Source organism: Rathayibacter sp. VKM Ac-2804, from assembly GCF_009866655.1.
In the GTDB taxonomy this organism is placed as follows: domain Bacteria; phylum Actinomycetota; class Actinomycetes; order Actinomycetales; family Microbacteriaceae; genus Rathayibacter.
The window spans coordinates 3,706,031-3,730,818 of the sequence record NZ_CP047420.1; the positions used below are offsets into that span (position 1 = coordinate 3,706,031).

Sequence of the window (24,788 nt, forward strand, 5' to 3'; positions counted from 1 at the left end):
TCAGTCTGCTGTGCCGCGCGCCGGGTCCCGCACCGAGCGCCGCTCGAGCGTCGCCGCCGCCTCCGTCGCGAGGACCGCGCCGAGCTCGGCCGAGAGCGTCGCCGGAAGGGTCGGCGGCGCGTCCCAGCGCGGGCCGGCGAGCAGCACGCCGCCGCGCTCGCTCGAGCGCCACAGGGCGTCGACGCTGCCGGAGACGAAGCCGCGGAGGCGCTCGGCCGACGCCGGGTCGACCCCCTCCGCCGTCGCGAGGTCGACGAGGTGCCGGTAGGCGATGCCGCCGAACAGCGCGCCGTCGCCCGCGCCCTGGTCGACGAGGACGCCGCCGGGGGCGAGGCGCGTGAGCAGGTCGTCGGCGGTGCGGGAGGCGTGCCCGAGCAGCCGCGCATCCGGACGCAGACGGTGCAGCGCCAGCGCCGCACCGATGTAGACGCCGTGGTTGTAGCTGAACGCCCAGTCGTCGCGGGCCGAGCCGCCCTCGCGGCCGATGCCGTCGGCGACGAAGCCGGTGTCGTCGTCGCGCAGGCGCACGTGCAGCCAGTCGAAGGCGGCCCGGGACAGCTCCTCGCGGCCGTCCGGGCGGAGGCGCTCCAGCCGTGCGCCGAGGATCGCGAACGGCCCGTTCGCCGGCGCGTTCTTGTAGTCGAGCTGGCGGCGGCGCCAGGCGAGGCTCGCACCGTGCCGGAGGTTCCAGCCGCGGGCGACCGCGAAGCGCCAGAGCCGGTCGGCGCGGTCGAGCCAGCGCCCCTCCCCCGTCGCCTCGCCGAGCCGGGCGAGAGCTCCGCCGAGCCACATCATGTCGTCGAAGTAGCCGTTGACGAGCCGGCCGCCGTTGCGCAGCCGGACCGTGCGGTGGATCCGGACGGCGCGCTCGAGGTGCTCGGCCTCTCCGGTGCGCTCGAACGCGTCGACGGCGGCGTCGATCGCGTGCGCGAGCCACCAGTAGTTGAAGACGAGGTCCGCCCGCAGCGAGGTCGGGTAGCTCATGTGGTAGCCGAGGACCGGCACCCCGAAGAGCCGCTCGAGACTCGACTGGGCCGCGTCCGCGCGGGCGCCGGCCGCGGAGCGGCTAGGCGTAGACGTGGGGAGCGAGGATCGCGACATCGCGGAGGTTGCGGTAGCGCTCGGCGTAGTCGAGGCCGTAGCCGATGACGAAGTCGTTCGGGATGTCGAAGCCCACGTAGGCGACGTCGACCTCGACCTTGGCGGCGCGGGGCTTGCGGAACAGCGCGCAGATCTCGACCGACTCGGCGCCGCGGCTGCGCAGGTTGCCCTGCAGCCAGGAGAGGGTGAGACCGGAGTCGATGATGTCCTCGACGATCAGCACCTTGCGGTCGGTGATGTCGGTGTCGAGGTCCTTGAGGATCCGGACCACGCCCGAGGACTTCGTGCTGCTGCCGTAGGAGGAGACGGCCATCCAGTCCATCACGATGTCGAGCTTGAGCTCGCGGGCGAGGTCCGCCATCACCATCACGGCACCGCGGAGCACCCCCACGATGAGCAGGTTCTCGCCGGCGTAGTCGCGCTCGATGGCGCGGGCCAGGTCGCGGATCCGCTCGTGGATCTCGGCCTCGGTGAAGAGGACCTCGGTGATGTCGTCGGCGATGTCGGCTGCTTCCACCCGGCCACTCTACGGGCGAGGGCCCCGTGCTCCCTCCCGCGAGATGCCACTTGTGCACGCCTTCCACGGCGTGTCGCGCGCACAAGCGGCATCTCGCGGCGGGGGGATCACACGGGGGCGAAGACGAGAGTCGCGGACACCCGGGTGGCGCGGACGCCCGGGAGGTCGACGCCCTTCTGGCCGTGCCAGTCGGTGACGAGGGCGGCGACGGCGAGGGTCTGCGCGCGGGAGAGGGCGACGCCGAACTCGTTCTGCACGACGAGGCGGATGATGCGCTGGCGCAGCGCCGGCGGGTCGGCGGCCAGGCCGCGCGCGTCGACCGTGACGTGCCCGTCGTCGTTCTGGCCGACGAGCTCGAGCGCCCAGTCGAGCGCCATCGCGTCGAGCGCGTCGCCGTCCTCGCGGAGCTGGTCGGCCGTGCGGGCGAGGGCCTCGGCGACTCCGGGGCCGAGCTCGTCCTCGAGCACCGGGAGGACCGTGCCGCGGACGCGGACGCGGGTGTAGCGCGGGTCGGCGTTGTGCGGGTCCTCCCACGGCTCCAGCCCGGCGTCGTCGCAGGCCGCCCGGGTGCTCGCGCGCCGGATGCCGAGCAGGGGGCGCCGCAGCACCCCGCTCACCGCCGCCATGCCGTGCAGACTCGCGGCCCCCGCACCGCGCGCGAGTCCGAGCAGCACCGTCTCGGCCTGGTCGTCGAGGGTGTGCGCGAGGAGGACCGCCGCGGCACCCGTCGCCTCGACCGCGTCATCGAAGGCGCGGTACCGCGCCGTGCGCGCAGCCGCCTCCGGACCCTCGCCGTCCAGCAGCACGGACACGACCTCGCGCAGCACGGGGGCGAGACCGAGGGCGTGCGCCTGCTGCGCCGCGCGTCGGGCGACCTCCGCCGAGCCGTCCTGCAGCCCGTGGTCGACGATCACCGCTCCGGCCCGCCGACCGCCGCGCTCGGCCTCGAAGGCGACCGCCGCCGCGAGGGCCAGCGAGTCGGCTCCCCCGCTCAGCGCGACGAGAACCAGGGCGCCCGGCTCGAGCTCGTCGAGGCTCGCGCGCACCGCGCGCCGGATGTCGGCGACGGCGGGAGTCAGGCGAGGGCGATCGGGCACATCAAGTAACGTTAGGCCAGCGATCCGGCCTGCGAGCGCGCGCGTCCGCACGCGTTCTCCCGGCCGGTCCGACCCGCCGATGCGCCGCCCGCGGCGCCACCGACTCAAGGAGCGAACATGGCCGCATACGACGTCGTCGTAGAGATCCCCAAGGGCAGCCGCAACAAGTACGAGGTCGACCACGAGACCGGTCGCGTCTACCTCGACCGCGTGCTCTTCACCTCCTTCGTCTACCCGACGGACTACGGCTACTTCGAGAACACCCTCGGCCTCGACGGCGACCCCGTCGACGCGCTGGTGCTGCTCGAGTACCCCGTCTTCCCGGGCGTGGGCGTCTCCGTCCGCCCCGTCGGCGTGCTCAACATGAGCGACGAGGCCGGCTCCGACGCCAAGGTGATCGTGGTCCCCGCGAAGGACCCGCGCTGGCAGCACATCCAGGACATCGCCGACGTCCCGGAGCAGACCAAGAACGAGATCAAGCACTTCTTCGAGCGCTACAAGGACCTCGAGCCCAACAAGTGGGTCAAGGTCGAGGCCTGGGGCGACGCCGCCGAGGCGGAGCAGATCGTCCAGGACGGCATCAAGAAGCTGGCCGAAGAGGGCCACTGACCCTCACGGGCCACTGAACGACGGAACCCGCCCCGTCGAGTCGACCGGCTGCTGCCGGCGCCTCGAGGGGGCGGGTTCTTCTGTCGCTGCGGCGCTACGCCGTCGGGCGGCCGACCATGCCGGTCGGGGTGCCCCAGATCGAGTGCACGCGCACCGGCGAGTTGGGGTTGGGCGCCTCGATCATCTGGCCGTCGCCGAGGTAGATCGCCACGTGGTAGTAGTCACCGGGCGAGTCCGACCAGAAGAGCAGGTCGCCGCGCTGGCGCTGGCTGTAGGGGACGAGCTTGCCCTCGTTCGCCATGGTGTTGTACTGGTTCGTCGCGGAGTGCGTGCCGATGTACTCGCCGGCGCTCGCGTACGACTGCTTGGTGAGACCCGAGCAGTCCCAGACGTCCGGGCCCATGCCGCCGAGGACGTAGCGCTCGCCGAGCTGCGCCATCGCGTACGAGATCGCGGTCTCGACCTGGTCGACCTGCGGCTCCGGGTTCGCCACCGGGACCGGAGCGGGCGGCGGTGCAGCCGGCTGCGGGAGCTGGACGACGGGCGGCGGTGCGGGGGCCGCCGGCGCGGCGGGCTGCTCCGGGGCCGGCTGCTGCTGCGGCGCCTCGGGCTGCGGGGCGACAGGCTGCTGCGCGATCGGGGCCGAGGGCTGGTTCGCGGCCGGCGCGGCCGGGCGGGAGCCGGACGACGAGGAACCCGACGACGAGGAGCCGGACGACGGCTGAGCCGCGACGGGAGCGCTCGCGGCGGGCTGAGCGGACGCAGCGTCGGCCTCGGCCTTCGCGGCGGCAGCGGCTGCGGCCGCCACTGCCTTGCGCTCCTGCTCGCCGGCGAGGAACGCGGTCTCGATCTCGACGGTGGAGTCCTTGAGCAGGGCGAGCTGCGCGATGAGCTCCTCCGACTTCGCCTCCTGCGCCGCGAGGGCGCTCCGGGCGGACGCGGCGGCGCTGTCGGCGCCGGTGCGCGCCTCGTCCGCGGCGTCGGACAGCTTCTGGTGCTCGACGACGGCGACGTCGGCCTGCTCGGCGAGCGACTCCGCGGTCTGCTTGTCGGCGAGGGCGTCGGCGTAGACGCGCTGCGACTGCTCGGAGAGCTGCGACATGGCGCCGAGCTGGTACAGCAGATCGCCCGCGTCCTGGCCCTTCGCGACGAGGCTCATCGAGAGGTCGCCACCGGCGGAGCGGGAGAGGTGCGCGGCGAGGAGGCCGGCACGCATCTGCGAGGTGTGGGCCGTCGACGCCGCCTCGTTCGCGCGGTCCTCGAGCTCGGCGACCGCGGCGGCCGCGGCGTCGAGCGCCTCCTGGGCCTGGCGCCAGGCCTCCGCCTTCTTCATCGCGACGAGCGACGCGTCGTCGACCGAGGTCTGCAGCCCGCCGATCAGGGCGGTGATCGAGTCGATCTCGGCCTGCTTGCTCGCCTCGTCCGTCTTCGCGTTCTGCACGTCGTCCCACGACGGGTACGCCGGGTCGTCCGCCTGAGCGGGCACGATGCCGAGGGAGGCCGTGACGGCGGTCACCGCGAAGGCGGCGGAGACCGCCAGCGGAAGCCGGCCCTTCCAGGCCCGCTCGCGCGGGGCGGGGGTGAAGCTGCGGGCGGTCTTCTGCGCGTCAACCAAGTGTGACTCCTCGTGCGGCCATGAAGGGCTGAGCGTCGACGGCGGTGCCGTTGACGCGGGTCTCGTAGTGCAGGTGGCAGCCGGTGGAGGCGCCGGTGGTGCCGACGGCGGCGATCTGCTGGCCCGCCTCGACCCGCTGGCCGACGCTGACGTAGATGCCGCCGGGCATGATGTGCGCGTAGCCGGTGCTGATGCCGTCGCCGTTGCTGATCTCGATCCAGTTGCCGTAGGTGCCGAACCAGCCGGCGTAGGTCACCGTTCCGCTGTGGGCGGCGAAGATCGGAATGCCGCAGCCGCCGGCGATGTCGGTGCCGCGGTGGTAGGAGCTGGTCGAGCCGCCGCCGGTGGAGAGGCTGCCGCGCGGCCCGAAGGTGCCGGTGATCCGGCCCGACGCGGGGCGCACCCAGCCGGAGTCGCTGACGGCCGTCGAGCCGCCGCCGGGCGAGGGGACGACGGGGGCGCTGTAGCCGCTGCCGCCGCCGCTGGAGCCGCGCGACGGAGCCGCCGCGGCTGCGGCCGCCGCTGCCTCGCGAGCGGCCGCGGCCTGCTGACGCGCGAGCTCGGCCTGCGCCTGACGGGCGGCCTCCTGCTCGGCGAGGACGCGCTGGCGCTCCGCCTCGCGCGCGGCGACGCCGGCCTCATACTCGGCGACCGTCGTCGACTCGGTGTCGCGGAGAGCGGCGAGCTGCTGCTCGAGCACGATGCTCTGGTTCTGCTGCTCGGTGAGAGCGGCCTCGGATGCGGCCTGGGCGGCGGTCGCCTCGGCGAGCTTCGCCTCGGCGGCGACGCGGAGCTTCTCCCGCTCGGTCTGGGCGACCTGGGCCTGAGCGCCGAGCGCCTCTGCGGCGTTCTTCGTGGTGCTCGCCTGCTCGTAGATGGCGTTGGAGCGCTCGACGAGCTTGGTCATGTTGCCGATGCGGCCGAGGAGGTCGTCGGCCTTGCCGCCCTCGCCGTCGAGGAAGATGTTGACCGAGAGGTCGGTGCCGGTGGTGCGGTAGAGCTGCGCGGCGAGCAGACCCGCCTGCTGCGTCGCGGCGTCGGCCTGGTCGGCGCTCGCGGTGGCCTTCGCCTCGAGCTCGGTCGCCTCGTCGGACGCCTTGTCGAAGGCGTCCTGCGCCGCGAAGTACTCGTCGCCGCGCTGCTGGGCGACCTGCTGCGCCGCCGCGACCTCGCTCTGCAGGTCGTCGATCAGCGAGAGGATGCTGTCCACCTGGGCGGCCGCCGCCTGGGTGTTGCCCTTCGCCGCCTCGACGTCGGCCCAGCTGGGGTACTCGACCGCCTGGGCGGGAGTGGCGACCAGCAGACCCGCGACCAGGGCCACCGCGGCCGAGACGAGTGCCGTGCCGCGGAGTCGGCCGATCCGCGGCGCGCCGGAGCGGCGTGCGGGGCGGTTGCGGCGCGGGGAGTGGATCATGGGACCTCGGTGCTGGAGACGGAGTACTCCCCCGGCGGCGGTGCGGCTCCGTCGCGAGGAAGTGACGATTCCGACCCACCCTAGTCAAGCCCCTCCCGTACGCCTAGGGATCGGCGTCGCCCGTCCGGGGCACAGGCGCGCTTCGACGTCCCCTGTCAGACCGGTGCCGCGCGCCTCGTGCAGGCCGATTTTGCATATCGGGCCGGCTGTCCCTATGCTTGCGTGTCGGTAGTCATGGTGGGTCGGCCGCAGGGTCGCCCCGGCGAGCTTCCGGCCCCATCGTTTAGTGGCCTAGGACACCGCCCTTTCACGGCGGCAGCACGGGTTCGAATCCCGTTGGGGTCACGGATGAGGGCTACCACAGCAAGAGAAGATCACCACCGCAGAACGGCCGGAGACGGACGGACTGTGAAAATCGAACAGCCTCGAAGGCAGTATGCTTGTCTTCGCAACGAGGCCCTGTAGCGCAGCTGGTTAGCGTGCCGCCCTGTCACGGCGGAGGTCGCGGGTTCAAGTCCCGTCAGGGTCGCAGAGAGGCCCTTCCGAGAGGAAGGGCCTTTTCCAGGAGATGACGAGTTCGTCTCCTCGCGGCATCGATGCTCTCGAGCATCACCGCCTGCACGGCTCTGTAGCTCAGTTGGTAGAGCGCACGACTGAAAATCGTGAGGTCACGGGATCGACGCCCGTCGGAGCCACGGAAACCCTCGCCTAGCTTCTACATGGCGGGGGTTTCTTCCGTTGACGGGTCGTTCCCGAGCCCGACCGGTCGGGCTGCGCCTCACTCCGCAGAAGTCGGCGTCCTCGATGCAGGAGTACGACGGATTTCGGGCAGCGGTGCTCGAAAGCGGCTGCTCGGCTCGTCGCATCGGCCTCGGCTCGCGAGAACGGCTCGATCCTGCGAGCCGGACGTGGTTCTGCGAGCCCGAGGTGCGCTCCGGGCGCTCAGCTGGGCTGCGTAGCCTGGGCGGGCCATGAATCCCGCCGCCTTCCCGCCGCCCGATCCGTCGACCGTCGCCCCTGAGCAGCCGCCTGCCGTCGTGCCGGCGCCGGGTGGGTCCGCCTTCGCGTGGGCGCCGCCGCGCGAGCCGCAGCCGTCGATCGACGCTCCGTACTCCTCTCTCCTCTATCTGCCGGATCCTCGGGTGCGGTGGGGGCTGCCGACGGCGGCGCTGACGATCGCCGGCATCGTGCTGCCGCTCGCGCTGCTGATCCTGCTGTTCGGCTTCGGGGTGCTGCCCTACTCCCCCGGGCTCGTCTTCGCGGGCTCGTTCGCCAGCTACCTGGTCGCGCTCGTCGTCCCGTTCGCCGCGTCGAAGCTGCGCGGGCTGGGGTCGCTCGCCGCGGACTACGGGCTGCGGTTCCGCTGGATCGACGTGCCGATCGGCATCGGGATCGGGATCGGCGTGCGGATCGCGATCGTCGCCGTGCTGATCGTGTTCTCGCCGCTGCTGGGCGAGGCGGAGAGCAACCTCGAGCTCGACCCCGACCCGCTGTGGTTCGTGCTGAGCTCCGTGATGATCCCGGTGCTGGTCGCGCCGATCGTCGAGGAGATCCTCTGCCGCGGGGTGGTGATGCGGGCAGTGCGCAACCGGATGCTGCGGACCAAGGGGGACGCTCCGGCACCGACCCGTGGGCGCCGCGTCTGGGCGGCGGTGTTCAGCGTGGTCGCGTCGACGCTGGTCTTCGCTCTGCTGCACGGGCACCAGATGGTGAACCCCGCGACGGTGGTCACGCTGGGGACGACGACGGTGATCGCCGGGCTGGCGCACGGCTGGATCTCGACGGTGACCGGGCGGCTCGGCGCGGCGATCGTGTCGCACGCGACGCTGAACGGGTCCGCGGTCCTGCTGCTGGTGCTGGTGACGGCGCTGGGGTAGTCCCGGCGACGGTGGATCTCGAGACGCCCGCTGCGCGGGCTGCTCGATCAGCAGGGGATCGGAGCGGGCTGCCCGATCGGCATGCCGCGGGGTCAGACGTCGATGATGCGGAGGACCGGGTCGAGGGGGAGCTCGCCGCGGACCTGGCGGTGCAGGCGCTCCATGTCGGCGTCGAGGGCGGCGGCGGTGTGCGCGGCGTCGGACAGGCCGTCGAGCAGCTGCTGCGGGACCTGGCGGTCGTACTTGTAGTAGATCTTGTGCTCGAGGCTCGCCCAGAAGTCCATCGCGATGGTGCGGAACTGGACCTCGACGCAGACGTCGACCGAGCCTCCCGAGAGGAACACCGGCACCTCGACGATCGCATGCAGGCTCTTGTAGCCGTTGTCCTTCGGGGTGGCGATGTAGTCCTTCACCTCGAGGACGCGGACGTCGGCCTGCGAGGTGAGCATGTCGAAGACGCGGTAGACGTCGGAGACGAAGCTGCAGGTGATCCGGACGCCCGCGATGTCGGTGACGGCGGCGGCGATGCCCTCGAAGGAGGTGTCGCAGCCCTTGCGCTCGATCTTCTCGATCAGACTGTCGGCCGACTTCAGCCGGCTCGACACGTGCTCGATCGGGTTGTACTCCCGCATCTCGCGGAACTCCTCCTGCAGGATCGTCACCTTCGTGACGATCTCGTCCATGCCGAACTTGTACTGCAGCATGAACCGCGCGAAGTCGTCGCGGAGGGCGCGGATCTCGGCGACCGTGCCGGCGTCGAGCGCCTGCGCGACCTCGTCGCTGAGCGGGGGGACGGCGGGCGCCGCGCGGTCGGGAGATCGGGGTTCCACGGGGAGTCACCCTACGCGCGGGCACCTCGGGCCCGGATGTGAAGCGCCATCGGGGTTCCGAGGAGTCGCTGCTCCGTCCCGCGGGGGACGATCCGCGAGACCCCCTTTGGCTAGCGTCGGAGGATGATCTCCGCCTTCAACGTCTTCGGCATCCTCTACCTCGTCGCCGCGATCGCCGTCGTGGTGCTCGTCCTCGTGCTCGGCGTGCTGCTCTGCCGGCTGGTGATCGCCGCGCGGGAGAACCAGCTGGCGACCGCTCGGCTGCGCGAGCTCCAGATCGAGCGGCTGCTCCTCGACGAGGAGTGACCGCCACCCGGAGCCGACGCGCCGGTCAGGGCAGCGCCGGGTGCGCCTCCGGACGCGAGACCTTCGGGATCAGCAGCCCGAGCACCACGGCGACCACCGCGCCGATCGCGCCGATGACGAACGTCGTCTCGAACGCCTCCGAGCTCGGCAGATCGACGGCTCCGACCGAGACGGTGAGCTGCGCCAGCACGGCCGCGGTGACGGCGGAGGACAGCGTCGTGCCGAGGGTGCGCATCAGCGAGTTCAGGCCGTTCGCCGCCGCGGTCTCCGAGGCCGGGACCGCGTGCATGATCAGGGTCGGCATCGCGGCGTAGGCGAGGCCGAGGCCGACGCCGATCAGCGCGTTGATCACGAGGATCTGCCAGACCTCCGCGCCGAACGGGAGGATCAGCAGATAGGAGACGGCGATCAGCGCCGCTCCCGAGACCAGCACCAGGCGCGGCCCGGACTGCGCCGAGAGCCGGGCGGCGAGCGGCGAGGTCGCCATCATCGCCAGACCCGAGGGCGCCAGGACCAGGCTCGCCACGATCAGGCTGAGGCCGAAGCCGACGCCCGACGCCGCGGGCAGCTCGAGGCGCTGCGGCAGGGTGATCTGCGCGCCGAAGAAGGCGAAGCCGACGGCCACCGAGGCGAGGTTCGTGAACAGCACGGCCGGTCGGGCGGCGACCCGGAGGTCGACGAGCGGGCTCTCCTGGCGCAGCTCGTACCAGCCCCAGATCAGCAGGACCGCGACGCCGCCCAAGCCGGAGCCGAGGATGCCGGGGCTCGTCCAGCCGGCGTCGTTGCCGCGGGAGACGGCGATCAGGATGCCGCTCAGGCCGATCGCGAGGCCGATCGTGCCGACGACGTCGAAGCGCCCGGGCGAGCGCAGGGTCGAGACGGGGATGACGAGGAGCACGAGGACGATGTCGAGGACGCCGAGTCCGGCGGACATCCAGAACAGCACGTGCCAGTCGAGGTTCTCGGCGACCAGCGCGCTGAGCGGCAGACCGAGCGCGCCGCCGATGCCGAGCGTCGCGCTGACCAAGGCGATCGCGCCGGGCAGGCGGTCGCGGTGCAGGGTGTCGCGGAGGATCGAGATGCCGAGCGGGATGACGCCCATCACCGCGCCCTGCAGCGCCCGGCCGACGACGAGCGTCCAGACGTCGTCCGCGAAGGCGCAGACGATCGAGCCGATCACCAGGACGACGAGGGCCGCGAGGGCCATCCGGCGTTTGCCGTAGAGGTCGCCGAGCCGCCCGGAGACCGGGGTGAGGATGCAGGCGCTGAGCAGGGTCGCGGTGATCACCCACGCGGTCTCACTGCGGTCGGCGCCGAGGAGCGTGGGCAGCTCCGACTGGATCGGGACGACCAGCGTCTGCATGAACGAGGCGCTCATCCCCGCGAAGGCGAGGACGGCGGTGATCAGGCGGGGGCTGGGAGAGCGGGTCAGCGAGCGTCTGTCGGAGTCGGGCACTGCGGTCCTTCGTGTCGGCGGCGTGCGGGAGCGGGGCGCCGGGGGTCCGGCGTCCTGCGGGGCGGGTCGTATTGCTCAGCTTTGCATCGCCGGGCCTCTGAGCCGAACCGACCGATGCTCGGAAACCTTCCCGATCGCTCTACCGGGCGGCCGCGGGCGGGACGAGGATGGGCGCATGATCGAGATCGAGAGCTGGATCGCCGGCTACGAGAAGGCCTGGGCGACGGACGACCCCGCCGATGTCGCGGCGCTCTTCACCGAGGACGCGGAGTACTTCACGGCGCCGTACGCGGAGGCGATCACCCCGCGCGACGCCATCGTGGAGTGGTGGGTGGCGGAGAGCGAGCCGGACGACCCGACGTTCGCCTGGGGGCTGGTCGCACTGACGGAGACGACGGCGGTCGTGGAGGCGCGGACCATCTACCCGTCGGACCGGACGTACCTGAACCTGTGGGTGATCCGGTTCGCGGAGGACGGGCGGGCGTGCTCGTTCACGGAGTGGTACATGGAGGAGCCGAGCGACTCGGTGAGCTGAGGGGGCGGGTCTCGATGCGCCGCTGCGCGGCTGCTCGACCAGCATGCGGCGGCGGGCAGGGGTCAGAGGGCGGAGCCCGCGACGGCGAAGGTGTCGCAGGCGGTGGCGTCGGCGTCGAAGCCGGCCTGGAACCAGCGCTGGCGCTGCTCGGCGGAGCCGTGGGTCCAGCCCTCGGGGTCGACGGTGCCGGTCGCCTGCTCCTGGATGCGGTCGTCGCCGACGGCCGCGGCGGCGCTCAGGGCGTCCCGGTACTGCTCCGTCGTCACCGGCTTGAGGAAGGGCGTGCCGGTCTCGTCGGGCACGGTGGAGGCGTCGCCGACCCAGGCGCCGGCGTAGCAGTCGGCCTGGAGCTCGAGGCGCACGGAGTCGGAGTCCGGGCCGGTGCCGCTGCGGTCGGCCGACTCCATCGCGCCGGTCAGGCTCTGGATGTGGTGGCCCCACTCGTGGGCCAGGATGTACATCTGCGCGAGCGAGCCGCCCGAGGTGTCGAAGCGGGTGCGCAGCTCGTCGAAGAAGTCGGTGTCGAGGTAGATCGTCTGGTCCGGCGGGCAGTAGAACGGGCCCACCGCGGCGGTCGCGTTGCCGCAGCCGGTGCTGGTCTGGTCCTCGAAGACGATGACGCCGCCGGTCGTCGTGTAGCTCGCGCCGATCGCGCCCGCCGCGCCGGCCCAGTAGCGGTCGAGCGACTCCGCCGCGCCCTCGAGCCGGCAGTCGACCTCGGCGTTGGCGTCCGCGCCGGTGTCGCAGTCGACGGCCTCGCTGGTCACCTGGTCCGGCGAGGTTCCGCCGCCGCCGACGAGACCGCCGAGCCCGGAGAGGTCGACGCCGAGCAGCTGCGAGAGCAGGGCGAGCACGACGACGCCCACCGCTCCTCCGCCGACCGCGATGCCGGTGGTGCGGCCGCGCCGGCGGACCTTGCCGCCGCTGAGCTGGGAGTCGTCGTTGAAGGTCATGCGGTCAAACTAGCGCCGACCGCGGACGCGCTGCCCGGGGTTGCGGACGGCGCGGCGGGACGGGATCAGCCCCAGCGCGACTCGCTGGCGTCGCGGATGATGTCGAGCAGCGCCTCGCGCAGCGGACCGTGGTCGAGGGTGCCGGGCAGCATGTCGACCTCGAGCCGGTGGGCGCGCTGCCAGGCCTCGACGCCCTTGTCCGTCAGGGACACCAGCTGCCGGCGGCGGTCGGCGGGGTCGCTCACGCGGGAGACGTGCCCCTCGCGCTCGAGGCGCTCGATCGTGCGCGACATGGTCTGCACCTCGACGTGGGCGGAGGCGGCGAGCTCCTTCTGCGCGGCCGGGCCGGCCTGCAGCAGGTGCAGCACGACCAGGCCCGCGTGGGTGAGGCCGATCTCGGCGAGCGCGCCGTGCCAGGCGTGCTCGACCATCCGGGACGCCGTGGCGAGGAGGCGGCCGGTGGGCCAGCCGTCCATCCCCGAGTCCTCGTCCGCGCGCATCCGCCCAGGCTAGTCCGCCCCGCCGGTCACGCGAGGCGGGCGGTCGATCGGCTCAGGAGGCGAAGCGGTCGGTGGCCTCGATCAGCGCGTCGAGGATGCCCGGCTCGTCGAACGCGTGGCCGGCGTCGGGGATCAGGTGGAAGTCCGCCTCGGGCCAGGCCTTGTGCAGGTCCCACGCGGTGAACGCGGGCGTGCACATGTCGTAGCGGCCCTGGACGATGACGGCCGGGATGCCGCGCAGCACGCCGACGTCGCGGATCAGCTGCCCCTCCTCCAGCCAGCCCTTGTGCACGAAGTAGTGGTTCTCGATCCGCGCGAAGGCGAGGGCGAAGGCGGGATCGGACCACGCCTCGATCATCTCCGGCTTCTGCAGGAGCGTGACGGTCGAGGACTCCCACGTGGTCCAGGCGACGCCGGCCGGTCCGTGCACGGCGGGGTCGGCGTCGTGGAGCAGCCGGTAGTAGGCCTCGATCAGGCTGCCGCGCTCGCCCACGGGGATCACCGAGGTGTAGCCCTCCCAGAGGTCCGGGTAGACCGCGGCGGCGCCGCCCTCGTAGAACCACTCGAGCTCGGCCCGGCGCAGGGTGAAGATGCCGCGGAGGACGAGCTCGGTGACCCGCTCGGGGTGCGACTCGGCGTAGGCGAGGGCCAGCGTGGAGCCCCAGGAGCCGCCGAAGACCTGCCAGCGCTCGATGTCGAGGTGCTCGCGGAGCTTCTCGAGGTCGGAGACGAGGTACCACGTGGTGTTGGTGGAGAGGTCGGCGTCCGGCTCGCTGGCGTGCGGGGTGGAGCGGCCGCACATCCGCTGGTCGAGGAGCACGATCCGGTACTTCTCCGGATCGAACAGGCGGCGGTGGGCGGCCGAGGCGCCGGCGCCCGGTCCGCCGTGCAGGAAGACGACGGGCTTGCCCTCGGGGTTGCCGGAGGCCTCCCAGTAGATCTCGTGGCCGTCGCCGACGTCGAGCATCCCGGTGTGGAAGGGCTCGATCTCGGGGTACAGAGTGCGCATGGGCCGCACACTACTGACGATCAGGGACGGGGGCCGCGATTGGGTTCGGCCCGGCTCCGGATGGGGGCGGGGGTTGCGGATCGGGGGGAGGTGGTGGGTGGGTCTCGATACGTCGCTGGGCGGCTACTCGACTGGCATGGGGCGGGCCGCTCCGCCAGCAGGCACGAGGGAGCGCCCTCGGCCCCGGAGGGTCGAGGGCGCTCCCTTCATCAGTGGTGCGTCAGGCGCAGGGGCGGGCCGGGTAGGCGGCGGTCACCTCCGCGGAGACGGGGGTGCCGTCGATCGTCGCCGAGGCGCCGACCGTCACCGCGCCGGCGGGCAGGCTCACCTGCCGGGTGGTGAAGGCGTGCGAGACCGTCGCGCCGGCGGCGACCGACGCGAACGTCTTGGTGCCGTAGGCGGTCGTCATCGTCACCGCGGCGGTCGCGTCGGACGCGTTCGTCGCCTGCGCCGTGATGATCGCCTTGCCCGCGATGCAGCGGGTGGAGGCGCTCGCCGCGAGCTCGAGGGCCGGGGCCGCCTCGCCCTCGGTGAAGGCGAAGGTGTCGAGCTCGAACAGGTCGCCGGTCGGGCCGGAGTAGCTGAAGTACACGTCGTGCACTCCGGTCGCTCCGGTCAGCGTCGTGCTCAGGTCGGCCCACTCCCCCGTGGCCCCGGTCACCGCGAGCGTGCCCGCGACGGGCCCGGTCTCGGAGTCGAGACGCACGGTGATGCTGCCGCCGGCCTGCAGGGCCTTCGCGCGGGCCGAGAACGTCGCCGCTCCCGTGTCGCCGAAGTCGACGGCCGAGAGGGCGGTCCAGTCGCCGCTGTCGAGGTCGCGCAGGGTCAGGTTCTGCGTCGCTCCGGCGCCGGGGGTGCCCAGCGGTCCGGTCGCGATGCCCTTGCTCCAGCCGATCGTCTCGGCCGGGAAGGTGCGGAACGGGTCGAAGTCCTTGACCTGGTCGACGCCGGCGTAGTCGCCGACGACCTGCTGGACCGTGCCGTCCGCGTTGAACTGCAGCTCCTGGATGTGCGGGCTGCGGTAGCCCTGGGTGGTGTCGCCGTTGATCCGCTTGTTCAGCGTGGGCGCGTGGTAGGTGAAGTAGTACTTGCCGCCGAGCTCGAAGACCGACTGGTGGTTGTTGCCGCCCGTCCCCGCTCCGAAGAAGCGGCTCTGGTTCGGGAACATCACGCCGGCGTACGCCTCCTTGGGCCACGACATCGGGTCGTCCGAGATCATGTAGCCGATCTCGCCGCCGCCCGGGTAGCCGGGCACGCGGGTCTGGTTGCCGCCGAAGTCGGTGCCGCCGAAGTGCGACGAGTAGGAAAGGTAGTACTTGCCCTCGCGCTCGAAGACCTGCGCCGCCTCGAACGCGACCGGAGCGTCGACCACGGCGGCCGTGCCCTCGGTGGAGATCATGTCGTCACCGAGCTCGATCACGCGGATGTTCTTCGGGTTGTTGAAGCGCTCGGCCGCGGGGAGGGCGGTCGAGGCGGGTCCGCCGCCGAAGAACAGGTAGCCCTGGCCGTCGTCGTCGATGAGCGGCGCCGGGTCGAACTTCCACGCGACGTCCGCACCGGGGGTGGTGTCGTTGATCAGCGTCGAGGTGCGCTGGCTCGTCCACGGGCCGACCGGCGAGTCGCCGGTGATCACGTTGCTGGAGCCGCCGCCGTTGGCGTAGTAGAGGAAGTACTTGTCGACGCCGTTCACGGTCTTCTTGGCCATGCCGGGCGCCCACGAGTTGCCGGTGAAGGGCGCGACTCCCGCGGAGCCGGCGACCTGGATCTCGCCGTGGTCGGTCCAGTTGACGAGGTCGTCGGAGGAGATCACGGTGATCTGGTTGATCTTCCCGTAGTCGATCCCGGGAGAGACGCCCGTCGCCGGGTTCGGGGCGTAGCCCTGGGTGTCGTTCGTCATGTACATGTACACGCGCCCGTTCTCCACGAAGCCGAAGCCGTCGGCCCCGAACTTCCAGCCGATGAGCGGGTTGTGATCGCCGGGCAGCTTGCCGACGACCTCGATGGTCTTCGACGCGGGGGCCGGCGGCGCGGCGCCGACGAGCGAGACGTCGTCGAGCGTGTAGTCCATCAGGTGGGTGTCGGGCGCGGCCGACGGGGTGGCCGTCCACGGGGTCTCGAAGAACAGCCGCGCGGTGGCGACGCTCTGGCCCGCAGGGATGGTGAAGGAGCCGGTGATCGACGCCCACTGCCCCTTGGTCGCGGTGACGCTCGCGAGGTTCGTGTAGGTGCCTCCGCCGTAGTGCATCGTGGCGAAGAACTGCTTGGTCGCGGGGCCCGCCGCGTTCTCGTACTTGATCTGCGCCTTCACCTGGTAGGTCTGACCGGCGGTGACCTTGCCGGTCAGGTCCTGCATGGCTCCCGCGCCGGTCGTGGTGCGCCCGGTGACGAGCGCGGCGCCCGACCCCGTCTTCGCATCCGCCGTCACGGCGATGCTGCCGGCGTCGGCGGCGTTGCCGTTGTTGACGAACCAGTTCGCCACGCCGTTCTCGAACCCGCCGTTGACGATGAGCTCTTGCTCGGCGGCGGACGAGGTCTGGGCGGCGAAGGGCGCCACCAGCAGTGCGGTGAGGGCCGCTGTCGCCAGCAGCCTCAGTCGCAGCCTGCCCTTCGGGGCGGCTTCTTGTCGTGTTCTCACGAATCCTCCTTGATCGCGTCGTTCTGGGTGTCGTCGTCGGCGGCGAGCGCCGGCGACGGGTCGGGGGTCGCGGGCGGGCGGCCTCGAGGACCGGCCGCCCGCGAGGGTCAGCCGCAGGTCGCCGCCGGGTGCGGCGCGCGGACCGTGGTGCTGACGGGGGCGCCGTCGACGACGGCGGTCGCGGTGACCGTCGCCTCGCCGGCCGGGACGCTCGTCGCTCGGGTCGTGAACGCGTGGCTCGCGTTCCTCTCGGGAGCGACGGCGGCGAACGACTTCGCGCCGGAGGCGGTCGTCATCTCGATCGCGACGGGCACCTGCTCGCGGTTGGTCGCCTTCACGGTGACGACGACCTTCCCGGCGATGCAGCGCGTGCTCGACTCCGCGGTGACGTCGAGCGACGCCGCTCTCAGCGTCCCGAGGCGGGCCAGCTGGTAGCTGAGCGCGCGCTCGGGGGCGTCGAGCCGGTTCTGCGTGCCGGCGGTCGTGACGGCCTGCGCCTTCACGAGCACCGACCGCATCGCGGCCCACGCGTCCGCCGGGTAGTCGGCCTCGCGGAGGGTCGCGGCGTGCGCGATCGCGGCGTCGAGCGGCGCGCGGTCGAGCGCCTTCCCCTCCGAGGAGAGCGTGTCGCTGAGCAGGAACTCGTCGACGTCGACGTGACCGCCGGTCGTCTGCGTGGCGTAGCTGAACAGCCCGAGACGGTGGCCCATGAAGTGGGTCAGCGTCCCGTCGAGCGTCTGCGGGCCGACGCGGCTGCCGAGCGCCCTCCACGTCGTGCCGTCGAGGCTGTAGGAGAAGGTCGTCCAGAGCTGCCCCGCCGGGTCGTTCAGCTCCAGGTCGGCCTTCAGGTGCACCTCGGCACCGGCGGGCAGCACGGCGGTGGTCCCGGGGAGGAACGCCTCCACGGCCGCCTGGTCGAAGGTCTGCGCGAACGGCTGGCCGCGGTTCACCACTCCGACCGTGTTCACGCCGTCCACCCGCTTCACCGCGACGTACGAGAAGCCGCGGTTGTAGGCGGCGAGGCCGGCGACGTCCCCGTCCTTCATCCCCGACACGTCCAGCGTCGCCTCGGCCGACTGCTTCGGCGCGACGATGCGCTGCGAGAGCGTGTTGCGCGCCTCCTCGAGCCAGGTCAGCTCGGGCGAGTCCGACAGCTTGGTGTGCCGGTACTCCCCGGTGACGACCTTGCCGTTCGTGAGGCGGAGCCAGCCCTCGCGCTCGGTCAGCGACCAGTAGCGGTTGTCGGGGGCGTGGTTCCACTGCCAGGCCGGGTCCAGGCGCGAGCCGTTCGGCGCGATCTCGGCGGCGGACGGCTGCTCGGTCGTCGGAGCGGCGCCGATGATCGACACGTCGTCGAGGAGGTACTCGACGCTCGAGGACGCGGGCTGCGGGTTCCCCCACGGCGTCTCGACCGCGAACTTCACACTCGAGACGCTCGCGTTCTGCGGCACGGTGTAGCGCCCCGTGATCGTGGTCCACTGTCCCTGCGGGACGGCGGCGGTGACCATGGTCTGCGGTCCGGCGCCGAAGTCGGCGCAGAGGTTGAAGCGGACCGAGGCGGGGCCGCTGGTGTGCTTCACCTTCGCGGAGACCGTGTAGGTGACGCCGGGCTGGAGCTTCGCGGCCAGGATCTGGCTGGGTCCGGAGCCGTTCAGGGTCCTGGTGCCCACCTTCAGCGCGGCGGTGCCCGAGGCGGGATCCGAGCTGTCGGCGGTGAGGGTCGCGCCGAACTGGCCGGCCCACGGCGCCGTGCCCGACTCCGCCCCCGGGTTCTGCAGCAGCTCGACGCCGATCAGCGCCGGGTCGATGCTCGGGGCGGCCGGGATCGTCCACTCCTCGTCCTGGTAGGCCTTCGCCGGCGCGTCGTTGTCGAAGTCGTCCGAGACGACGAGGCTCTTCTGGCTCTCGAACAGCTCCTCCTCCGGGCTCAGGCGGATCGGCTTCGGGAAGCTGCCGCCCACCGGGACCGAGCCGTTCGTGCCGAAGGTCGGCCAGCCGTCCTTCCAGGTCGCCGGGATCAGACCCGGGATGCGGCCGGTCGGGAAGCTGTCGCGGAAGAACATGCCGTGCCAGTCGGTCGTGCCGTCCTCGCGGGCCATCGGCACGAGACTCCCCTGCGCGAAGCCGCTCGAGTTCAGCACTCCGCGGCCCTCGTAGGGGTTGCCGCCGTCGGCGGTGGCGTAGCGGCCGAGCAGCTCGGACGAGCGGAACAGCGCGACCTGGCGGCCCTGACCCGAGGGCCAGGTGATGATCACGATGTAGTACTGGCCGTCGATGTACTGCACCTGCGCGCCCTCGAACAGGCCGCCGAGGTAGCCGGCGCCCGGGTAGTCGGACGTGCGGAGGATGTCCGGATACTCCCCGACCACCGTCGTGAGGTCGTCGCTGAGCTTCACCGCGCTGGTCGAGCCGGAGCCGTAGAAGATGTAGGGCGTGCCGCCGTCGGCCTCGTCGAAGAACAGCGACGGGTCGTGGAAGGCGCGGCCGAGCGCCGTGCGGGTCCACGCCCCGTCCTCGATGTCGTCGGTCGAGTAGAGGTAGGAGCCGCCGAGGTTGTTGGTGTTGAACACGACGTAGTACCGGCCGTCGTGGTACCGCAGCGACGACGCCCACTGGCCGTTGCCGTAGGAGCTCTGGCCGTTGCGCAGCGAGAACCGGTCGCCGATCTCGAGCCGGTCGAAGACGTAGTTCACGATCTCCCAGTTCACGAGGTCGTAGGACTTCATGATCGGAGCCCCGGGGCTCAGATGCATCGTCGTCGAGATCATGTAGTAGACGTCGCGGCCCTCGTCGTTCTCGGCCGCGGGCACCCGCTCGACGCTGACGTCGGGCACGTCCGCGTTGAGCAGCGGCACACGGTAGCGGCCGTCGCCCGTGTCGGTCGAGGTGTACGAGGGCTCCGACATCCAGCCGCTGGCGGCGCTCGCCGGGGCGGCCGAGGCGAGCAGGCCCGCCGTGAGCAGGGCGCCGACCGCGGTCATCGCGAGCGCCCTCGTTCCCGATCCGCTCATTCGAAGAGCGAGAGGGTCAGCACGGAGGAGTAGTCGCCGGGAGCGACGTCGGCCTCGGTCTTGAGCGTGAGGCCGGCCTTCACGGTCCACGAGCCCTCGGCGGCGACGCCCTGGGAGTCGAGCGCGATCGCGAGCAGCTCCTGGTCGACGAGGCCGACCGCGTCGGGGCCCTCGTCGAGCACGGTGTCGACCTGATCGCCCTCGGCGACCAGACCGGAGTCGCCGCCGTCGACGAGCTGCGGGGTCCAGCCGAGGTGGTCGGCGCCGATCGGCTGCTGGCCGGCGCCGCCGACGAAGTCGCTCGAGGAGCCGAGCACGTACCAGCCGGCGCCGGCGGGGATCTCGTCCGCGGCGCGGGTGTCGGTGACGGTGACCTCGGGCAGCTCGCCCGTGAACTGCCGCACGGTCGGCGTGGAGCCGCTCTCGGTCAGCACCGCGGCGGTGCCGTCGACGCTCATCGCGAGCACGCCGGGCTGCTCGACCTCGGCGATCGAGACGTTCACGTCGACCTCGCCGTCGCCGTACTCGGTGTCGGCGAAGGCGGCCGCGGAGCCGACTCCGGTGAGCAGCAGGCAGCCGGCCAGGGCGGCTCCGGAGCGGGCGAGCCAGGGAGTGGAAGGACGTCGCTTGTCCATGGGGTCTTCCTCCTCGATCGGCACCGTCGCCGATCAGTTCGAGCGCCGGGAGGGCGCGAGTGCGGAGCACCGGGAGCGGTGCGGGAGGACAGCGCGGGAGGGCGCCCGAGAGGCGGGCTCCGCGGCTGTTCCGACGATGAGGGCGGCGTCGGGCGATCGGCTCCTGCGCAGCAGCTTCCACAGCGTGCCTGCGCGAGCAGCAGCCGCCGATCCCCGTCAGCACTGAGGGGAAGGGGGCTGTTCCGTCGCTTGCCGTCCTCGACCGCTGAGCGGATGTTCAGCTAGTCTGTCGGCAATGTTACCGGGAACATTCGGGAGCGCAAGGGTGCGATCCGGATCCCGGGACGGGGTGGACAGGGCCTTCGACGGCGTCCACCGCGCGACGAGCAGCACGCGGCCGGGACGATCCGGACCAGCGGGAAGGGTGACCCACGTGCCCAGGGGGAGACTGCCGAGCTCGGGCTCGGCGACGGTGCTCGAGGACGCCGGCGGCGGAGTCGTGGGGGCGGACGCGGAGGCGCGGCCCGGGCTGATCGGTGTCGTGCTCACCGACGTCGAGCCGTTCAGCGCCGAGGTGCTGAAGGGCGTGGCGTCGGCGCTGCACGGGACGCGCTTCGACCTGCTCGCGAGCACGGGATCCAGCCACCAGGACGCGCCGGGCTGGGAGCGCGACTCGCTGCTGCGACTGCGCGACGCGCGCGTCGAGGGGGCGATCCTCGTCACTCCCGCCTCCGTGATCGGCGACCCGGGGCTGCCCCTCGTCGTCGTCGATCCGCTCACCGCGCAGACCGAGCTGCACTCGGTCGGCTCGGACGACTTCGGCGGCGCGGTGCTCGCCGTCCGCCACCTGATCGAGAGCGGGCACCGGCGGATCGGGTTCGTCGCCGGCCGCCCGGACCTCGAGTCGTCGCACCGGCGCGAGGCCGGCTACCGGCGCGCGCTCGCCGAGGCCGGGCTCGCCTACGACCCCGGGCTGGTGCGGGTGGGCTGCTACCACTACGAGCCGTCGGTGGCGGCGGCGACGGAGCTGCTCGGGCGCGCCAATCCGCCCACCGCGGTCTTCGCGGGGAACGACGTCTCGGCGATCGCCGTCATCGAGGTCGCGCGCGAGCTCGGCATCGCGGTGCCGGAGGCGCTGTCGGTGGTCGGCTTCGACGACGTGCCGGAGGCGTCGCGGCTCGTTCCGGCGCTCAGCACGGTGCGCCAGCCGATGCACAAGGTCGGCCGCGCGGCCGTGCGGATGCTGCTCGCGCTGATCGACGGGCGTCCGGTGCCGGAGCGACAGCTGCAGCTGCGCACCCGGCTGGTGCTGCGCGGGTCGACGGCGGCGCCGGGCGGGGACTGAACCGCACCGCTTCCTGCTGGTCGAGCTGCGCGGGCTGCTCGATCAGCAGGGGGCGTCTACCGTCCGCAGAGCGCTTCCGATGCGGCGCGCAGGCACCCGGACTAGCGTCGGCCGCATGAGCATGCAGCGCGTCCCCGTCACCGTCGCCGTCACCGGAGCGGGAGGCGCGATCGGCTACGCGCTCCTGTTCCGCATCGCCTCCGGGCAGCTCCTCGGGCCCGACGTCCCGGTCCGGCTGAGCCTCCTCGAGATCCCCGCCGGCCTGCGCTCCGCGGCCGGCACCGCGCTCGAGCTGCAGGACGGCGCGTTCCCGCTGCTGCGCGGGATCGAGGTCACCGACGACCCCGCCGCCGCGTTCGACGGCGCGAGCGTCGCCCTCCTCGTCGGCGCCCGCCCGCGCTCCGCCGGCATGGAGCGCGCCGACCTCCTCGCGGCGAACGCCGGCATCTTCGGTCCGCAGGGCGCGGCGCTCAACGAGCACGCCGCCGACGACATCCGCGTGCTCGTGGTCGGCAACCCGGCCAACACCAACGCCTGGATCGCGCGTGCGAGCGCCCCGGACATCCCGGCCGGGCGCTTCACCGCGATGACCCGCCTCGACCACAACCGCGCCGTCGCGCAGCTCGCCGCGAAGCTCGACGCTCCGGTCGACGCGATCTCGGGCGTCACGATCTGGGGCAACCACTCCGCCTCGCAGTACCCGGACGTCACCCACGCGGTCGTCGACGGCCGGCCCGTCACCGAGCTGGTCGACGCCGGCTGGCTGCACGAGGAGTTCGAGCCGCGGGTCGCCAAGCGCGGCGCCGAGATCATCGAGGTGCGCGGTGCCTCCTCCGCCGCCTCGGCCGCGTCCGCCGCGATCGACCACGTGCACGACTGGGTCACCGGCACCGAGTGGACCTCCGCCGCCGTCGAGTCCGACGGCTCCTACGGCGTGGAGGAGGGCCTGATCTCCTCGTTCCCCGTCCGCTCCGTCGACGGCGAGTGGCGGATCATCCCGGGCCTCGAGATCGACGCCCACTCGCGCGCGAAGATCGACGAGTCCGTCCTCGAGCTCCGCGCCGAGCGCGACGCCGCCCTGGCCTTCCTGGAGCGCTGACGCCGGTCGCGAGATGCCACTTGTGCACGCTTCTCACGGCGTGTCGCGTGCACAAGTGGCATCTCGCGGAGGGGGTCAGCGCTTCGGCGACTTCTCGGGGGTGGGGAGGGTGCCGGCGGCGCGGGCGGCCTCGTACCAGGCGTGCGCCTCCTCCTGGCGGACGGCCTCGGTGCCGCTCGCGATCGACGCGCGGATGTGCTCGGGGCGGTAGCCGAACGAGGCGACCAGGTCGCCGGCGTGCGGGCGCAGGCGCGCGAGCAGGCGGTCGATGTAGGAGGTGACGGCGAGCGCCCGCTGCGAGGAGAGCCGGCCGTGCAGGAGATACCAGGCGAGGTGCTTCTCGATCAGCTCGAGGCCGAACAGGTCGCGGAGCCAGGTCAGCACCGTGCGCGTCCCGTCGTCCTCGATCGAGGCGAGCGCCTCGGTGAACGCCTCCCACTGCAGCAGCTCCGCATGGGCCCGGGCGGCCTCGATCAGCTCGCTCTGGTGCGCGTTGAAGAGGCGGGCGGCCTCGTCGGCGGGCAGCTTCGACGCCGAGCGGAGGCGCGACGCGACTCCCGAGACCATGCTCTCGACGCGGTCCGTCAGCAGCTCGCGCTGCTCGTCGCGGAGCTGGCCGACCGAGCGGGCCGTCGAGCCGCGGTCGGCGACGACCTGCGCGAGCCGCCGCAGCCCGGAGTTGTTGACCGTCGCTCCGGCGACCTGGCCGACGGCGTAGCGGGCCAGCTCCCCCGGCTGCGCGTTCTTGAAGCGGCGGCCGACATCGGTCAGCAGGCGCTTGGCGACGAGCTGCAGCAGCACGGTGTTGTCGCCCTCGAAGGTCGCGTAGACATCGAGGTCGGCGCGGAGCTGAGTGAGCCGGTTCTCGGCGAGGAAGCCGGCGCCGCCGCAGGCCTCGCGCGCCTCCTGCAGGGTGTCGAGGGCGTGCCAGGTCGAGAGCGCCTTGAGGCCCGCGGCCAGCGTCTCGAGATCCTGCCGCGACTCGTCCGTGTCGTTCCTGCCCGAGAACACGTCGTCGAAGGCGCGCAGCAGCCGGTCGTGCGCGAAGCCGGCCGCGAAGGTGGTCGCCAGGCGCGGCAGCAGCCGGCGCTGGTGCCGCTGGTAGTCGAGCAGCACCTCCTCGCGGTCGCCTCCGCCGGTGAACTGCCGGCGCTGGTCGCCGTAGGTGACCGCGATGGTCAGCGCGATCTTCGAGGCGGCGACCGAGGCGCCGTCGAGCGAGACGCGGCCCTGCACGAGCGTGCCGAGCATGGTGAAGAAGCGGCGGCCCGGGCTCGCGATCGGCGAGGAGTAGCTGCCGTCGGCCGCGACGTCGCCGTAGCGGTTGAGCAGGTTCTCGCGCGGCACGCGGACGCGGTCGAAGTGCAGCCGGCCGTTGTCGATGCCGTTCAGGCCGCCCTTGAGACCGTCGTCCTCGCCGCCGACGCCGGGGAGGAAGGCACCCTCGTCGTCGCGGATCGGCACGTAGAACGCGTGCACGCCGTGGTTCACGCCGCGGGTGACGAGCTGGGCGAAGACGACGGCGGCGCGGCCGTCGACGGCGGCGTTGCCGAGGTAGTCCTTCCACGCGGCGCGGAACGGGGTGGTCAGGACGAAGTCGCCGGCCTCCTCGTCGAAGGTCGCGGAGGTCGCGATCGAGGCGACGTCGGAGCCGTGCCCGGTCTCGGTCATCGCGAAGGCGCCGGGGATCTCGAGGCTCATGATGCCGGGCAGCCACTTCTCGTGGTGCGCCTGCGTGCCGAGGTGCAGGACGGCGGCGCCGAAGAGGCCCCACTGCACGCCGGACTTGATCTGCAGGGACGGGTCGGCGGTGACCAGCTCCTCGAAGCCGGCGATGTTGCCGCCGTGGTCGGCGTCGCCGCCGAGGGCGACCGGGAAGGCGCGGTGCACGCCGCCCTCCGCCGCGAGGATGCTCATCTGCTGCGTGACCCGCGCGCGGTGCTCGGCCATCGGGAGGCCGTCGGTCCGGTGCAGCTCGGGGCGGGAGGTGAGGGCGCGGGTCGCGAGGCGCTGCTCGCGCCAGTCGCCGAGCAGCAGCTCACCGAGGGCGGCGACGTCGACTCCGGGGGCGCCGTCCTCGTCGAGCCGGGCGTCGACCTCGCTGCCGAGCACGTCGACAGGCGGGGTCGGGGTGATCGGGCCGGAGCGCGAGCGGCGGACCCGGGTGCGGGTTCCGGCGCGGTCGGCGGCGTCCGCGGCGGAGTGGGGGCGGGGCGCAGTGGTGCTCATGAGGAGGATCCCTTC

Annotated in this window: 20 protein-coding genes and 3 tRNA genes; 9 read left to right on the forward strand and 14 right to left on the reverse strand. The window is 72.5% G+C overall.

The window, feature by feature from the left end; genetic code table 11:
• The 3 genes from GTU73_RS17265 to tilS all read right to left on the reverse strand — a co-directional run bounded on the left by GTU73_RS17265 (nucleotide 1) and on the right by tilS (nucleotide 2,715).
• A complete protein-coding gene (locus GTU73_RS17265) occupies nucleotides 1-984 on the reverse strand; it encodes a glycoside hydrolase family 76 protein (RefSeq protein ID WP_160090868.1) in 984 nt (327 codons plus the stop codon).
• 82 nt (nucleotides 985-1,066) lie between these two features.
• On the reverse strand, nucleotides 1,067-1,618 hold the full coding sequence (gene hpt / locus GTU73_RS17270; protein WP_123446809.1) for a hypoxanthine phosphoribosyltransferase: 552 nt from the start codon (nucleotides 1,616-1,618) through the stop codon (nucleotides 1,067-1,069).
• Nucleotides 1,619-1,725: 107 nt separating this feature from the next.
• Nucleotides 1,726-2,715, reverse strand: a complete 990-nt coding sequence (tilS, locus tag GTU73_RS17275; protein WP_160090869.1) for a tRNA lysidine(34) synthetase TilS — start codon at nucleotides 2,713-2,715, stop codon at nucleotides 1,726-1,728.
• Between the two features lie 117 nt (nucleotides 2,716-2,832).
• On the opposite strand from tilS, the gene ppa reads away from it, so the two are divergent.
• Nucleotides 2,833-3,324 (forward strand): inorganic diphosphatase, encoded by a 492-nt coding sequence (gene ppa / locus GTU73_RS17280; RefSeq protein WP_160090870.1) that lies wholly within the window; start codon nucleotides 2,833-2,835, stop codon nucleotides 3,322-3,324.
• A 94-nt stretch (nucleotides 3,325-3,418) separates the two neighbouring features.
• Here ppa and GTU73_RS17285 read toward each other — a convergent pair whose 3' ends face one another.
• Together GTU73_RS17285 and GTU73_RS17290 are read right to left on the reverse strand one after the other, a co-directional pair.
• On the reverse strand, nucleotides 3,419-4,939 hold the full coding sequence (locus GTU73_RS17285; protein ID WP_160090871.1) for a C40 family peptidase: 1,521 nt from the start codon (nucleotides 4,937-4,939) through the stop codon (nucleotides 3,419-3,421).
• Complete coding sequence (locus GTU73_RS17290) at nucleotides 4,932-6,353, reverse strand: M23 family metallopeptidase (protein ID WP_244231686.1); 1,422 nt, start codon at nucleotides 6,351-6,353, stop codon at nucleotides 4,932-4,934. The genes GTU73_RS17285 and GTU73_RS17290 overlap by 8 nt, the downstream gene beginning before the upstream one ends.
• 272 nt (nucleotides 6,354-6,625) lie before the next feature.
• Here GTU73_RS17290 and GTU73_RS17295 point away from each other — a divergent pair.
• From GTU73_RS17295 to GTU73_RS17310, 4 genes are all read left to right on the forward strand, one after another.
• Nucleotides 6,626-6,698 (forward strand) — tRNA-Glu (locus tag GTU73_RS17295).
• Nucleotides 6,699-6,808: 110 nt separating this feature from the next.
• Nucleotides 6,809-6,882: transfer RNA gene (locus tag GTU73_RS17300), tRNA-Asp, on the forward strand.
• Between the two features lie 93 nt (nucleotides 6,883-6,975).
• Nucleotides 6,976-7,048, forward strand: a tRNA-Phe gene (locus tag GTU73_RS17305).
• A 276-nt stretch (nucleotides 7,049-7,324) separates the two neighbouring features.
• On the forward strand, nucleotides 7,325-8,230 hold the full coding sequence (locus GTU73_RS17310; protein ID WP_160090872.1) for a type II CAAX endopeptidase family protein: 906 nt from the start codon (nucleotides 7,325-7,327) through the stop codon (nucleotides 8,228-8,230).
• Nucleotides 8,231-8,322: 92 nt separating this feature from the next.
• On the opposite strand, the gene GTU73_RS17315 is transcribed toward GTU73_RS17310, so the two are convergent.
• Complete coding sequence (locus tag GTU73_RS17315; protein ID WP_160091456.1) at nucleotides 8,323-8,934, reverse strand: GTP pyrophosphokinase family protein; 612 nt, start codon at nucleotides 8,932-8,934, stop codon at nucleotides 8,323-8,325.
• A 249-nt stretch (nucleotides 8,935-9,183) separates the two neighbouring features.
• Here GTU73_RS17315 and GTU73_RS17320 point away from each other — a divergent pair, with 249 nt between their 5' ends.
• A complete protein-coding gene (locus tag GTU73_RS17320; protein WP_160090873.1) occupies nucleotides 9,184-9,366 on the forward strand; it encodes a hypothetical protein in 183 nt (60 codons plus the stop codon).
• Nucleotides 9,367-9,391: 25 nt separating this feature from the next.
• Here the strand turns inward: GTU73_RS17320 and GTU73_RS17325 are convergent, their stop codons facing one another.
• The gene (locus GTU73_RS17325) at nucleotides 9,392-10,822 is read right to left on the reverse strand and encodes an MFS transporter (RefSeq protein WP_244231687.1); all 1,431 of its coding nucleotides are present in this window, start codon (nucleotides 10,820-10,822) and stop codon (nucleotides 9,392-9,394) included.
• A gap of 175 nt (nucleotides 10,823-10,997) precedes the next feature.
• Between GTU73_RS17325 and GTU73_RS17330 the strand changes: the two genes are divergently transcribed.
• On the forward strand, nucleotides 10,998-11,357 hold the full coding sequence (locus GTU73_RS17330) for a nuclear transport factor 2 family protein (protein WP_160090874.1): 360 nt from the start codon (nucleotides 10,998-11,000) through the stop codon (nucleotides 11,355-11,357).
• Between the two features lie 62 nt (nucleotides 11,358-11,419).
• On the opposite strand, the gene GTU73_RS17335 is transcribed toward GTU73_RS17330, so the two are convergent.
• The 6 genes from GTU73_RS17335 to GTU73_RS17360 form a co-directional block, all read right to left on the reverse strand.
• Nucleotides 11,420-12,310, reverse strand: a complete 891-nt coding sequence (locus tag GTU73_RS17335; RefSeq protein WP_160090875.1) for a neutral zinc metallopeptidase — start codon at nucleotides 12,308-12,310, stop codon at nucleotides 11,420-11,422.
• Between the two features lie 65 nt (nucleotides 12,311-12,375).
• Nucleotides 12,376-12,810 (reverse strand): MarR family transcriptional regulator, encoded by a 435-nt coding sequence (locus GTU73_RS17340; RefSeq protein WP_160090876.1) that lies wholly within the window; start codon nucleotides 12,808-12,810, stop codon nucleotides 12,376-12,378.
• Nucleotides 12,811-12,862: 52 nt separating this feature from the next.
• A complete protein-coding gene (gene pip / locus GTU73_RS17345; protein WP_160090877.1) occupies nucleotides 12,863-13,819 on the reverse strand; it encodes a prolyl aminopeptidase in 957 nt (318 codons plus the stop codon).
• A 220-nt stretch (nucleotides 13,820-14,039) separates the two neighbouring features.
• Complete coding sequence (locus GTU73_RS17350; protein WP_208543691.1) at nucleotides 14,040-16,454, reverse strand: family 43 glycosylhydrolase; 2,415 nt, start codon at nucleotides 16,452-16,454, stop codon at nucleotides 14,040-14,042.
• 107 nt (nucleotides 16,455-16,561) lie between these two features.
• Nucleotides 16,562-19,465: a family 43 glycosylhydrolase gene (locus GTU73_RS17355; RefSeq protein ID WP_160090878.1), complete on the reverse strand. Its 2,904-nt coding sequence runs from the start codon at nucleotides 19,463-19,465 to the stop codon at nucleotides 16,562-16,564.
• On the reverse strand, nucleotides 19,462-20,100 hold the full coding sequence (locus GTU73_RS17360; RefSeq protein WP_160090879.1) for a hypothetical protein: 639 nt from the start codon (nucleotides 20,098-20,100) through the stop codon (nucleotides 19,462-19,464). The genes GTU73_RS17355 and GTU73_RS17360 overlap by 4 nt, the downstream gene beginning before the upstream one ends.
• Before the next feature lie 433 nt (nucleotides 20,101-20,533).
• Between GTU73_RS17360 and GTU73_RS17365 the strand changes: the two genes are divergently transcribed.
• Nucleotides 20,534-21,445 (forward strand): substrate-binding domain-containing protein, encoded by a 912-nt coding sequence (locus GTU73_RS17365; protein WP_160090880.1) that lies wholly within the window; start codon nucleotides 20,534-20,536, stop codon nucleotides 21,443-21,445.
• Between the two features lie 121 nt (nucleotides 21,446-21,566).
• Nucleotides 21,567-22,544 carry a malate dehydrogenase gene (locus tag GTU73_RS17370; protein WP_160091459.1) on the forward strand — a complete coding sequence of 326 codons (978 nt, stop codon included), beginning with the start codon at nucleotides 21,567-21,569 and terminating at the stop codon, nucleotides 22,542-22,544.
• Between the two features lie 75 nt (nucleotides 22,545-22,619).
• On the opposite strand, the gene GTU73_RS17375 is transcribed toward GTU73_RS17370, so the two are convergent.
• On the reverse strand, nucleotides 22,620-24,773 hold the full coding sequence (locus GTU73_RS17375) for an acyl-CoA dehydrogenase (RefSeq protein ID WP_160090881.1): 2,154 nt from the start codon (nucleotides 24,771-24,773) through the stop codon (nucleotides 22,620-22,622).
• Nucleotides 24,774-24,788 lie beyond the last annotated feature (15 nt).

Bases quoted from the DNA above. Each gene is read 5' to 3' on its own strand.
- GTU73_RS17335 (WP_160090875.1), bottom strand. From the start codon at position 12,310: ATGACCTTCAACGACGACTCCCAGCTCAGCGGCGGCAAGGTCCGCCGG.
- GTU73_RS17340 (WP_160090876.1), bottom strand. From the start codon at position 12,810: ATGCGCGCGGACGAGGACTCGGGGATGGACGGCTGGCCCACCGGCCGC.
- GTU73_RS17355 (WP_160090878.1), bottom strand. From the start codon at position 19,465: ATGAGCGGATCGGGAACGAGGGCGCTCGCGATGACCGCGGTCGGCGCC.
- ppa (WP_160090870.1), top strand. From the start codon at position 2,833: ATGGCCGCATACGACGTCGTCGTAGAGATCCCCAAGGGCAGCCGCAAC.
- GTU73_RS17360 (WP_160090879.1), bottom strand. From the start codon at position 20,100: ATGGACAAGCGACGTCCTTCCACTCCCTGGCTCGCCCGCTCCGGAGCC.
- GTU73_RS17330 (WP_160090874.1), top strand. From the start codon at position 10,998: ATGATCGAGATCGAGAGCTGGATCGCCGGCTACGAGAAGGCCTGGGCG.
- GTU73_RS17375 (WP_160090881.1), bottom strand. From the start codon at position 24,773: ATGAGCACCACTGCGCCCCGCCCCCACTCCGCCGCGGACGCCGCCGAC.
- GTU73_RS17370 (WP_160091459.1), top strand. From the start codon at position 21,567: ATGCAGCGCGTCCCCGTCACCGTCGCCGTCACCGGAGCGGGAGGCGCG.
- GTU73_RS17315 (WP_160091456.1), bottom strand. From the start codon at position 8,934: ATGCTGCAGTACAAGTTCGGCATGGACGAGATCGTCACGAAGGTGACG.
- pip (WP_160090877.1), bottom strand. From the start codon at position 13,819: ATGCGCACTCTGTACCCCGAGATCGAGCCCTTCCACACCGGGATGCTC.
- GTU73_RS17310 (WP_160090872.1), top strand. From the start codon at position 7,325: ATGAATCCCGCCGCCTTCCCGCCGCCCGATCCGTCGACCGTCGCCCCT.
- GTU73_RS17265 (WP_160090868.1), bottom strand. From the start codon at position 984: ATGAGCTACCCGACCTCGCTGCGGGCGGACCTCGTCTTCAACTACTGG.
- GTU73_RS17290 (WP_244231686.1), bottom strand. From the start codon at position 6,353: ATGATCCACTCCCCGCGCCGCAACCGCCCCGCACGCCGCTCCGGCGCG.
- GTU73_RS17320 (WP_160090873.1), top strand. From the start codon at position 9,184: ATGATCTCCGCCTTCAACGTCTTCGGCATCCTCTACCTCGTCGCCGCG.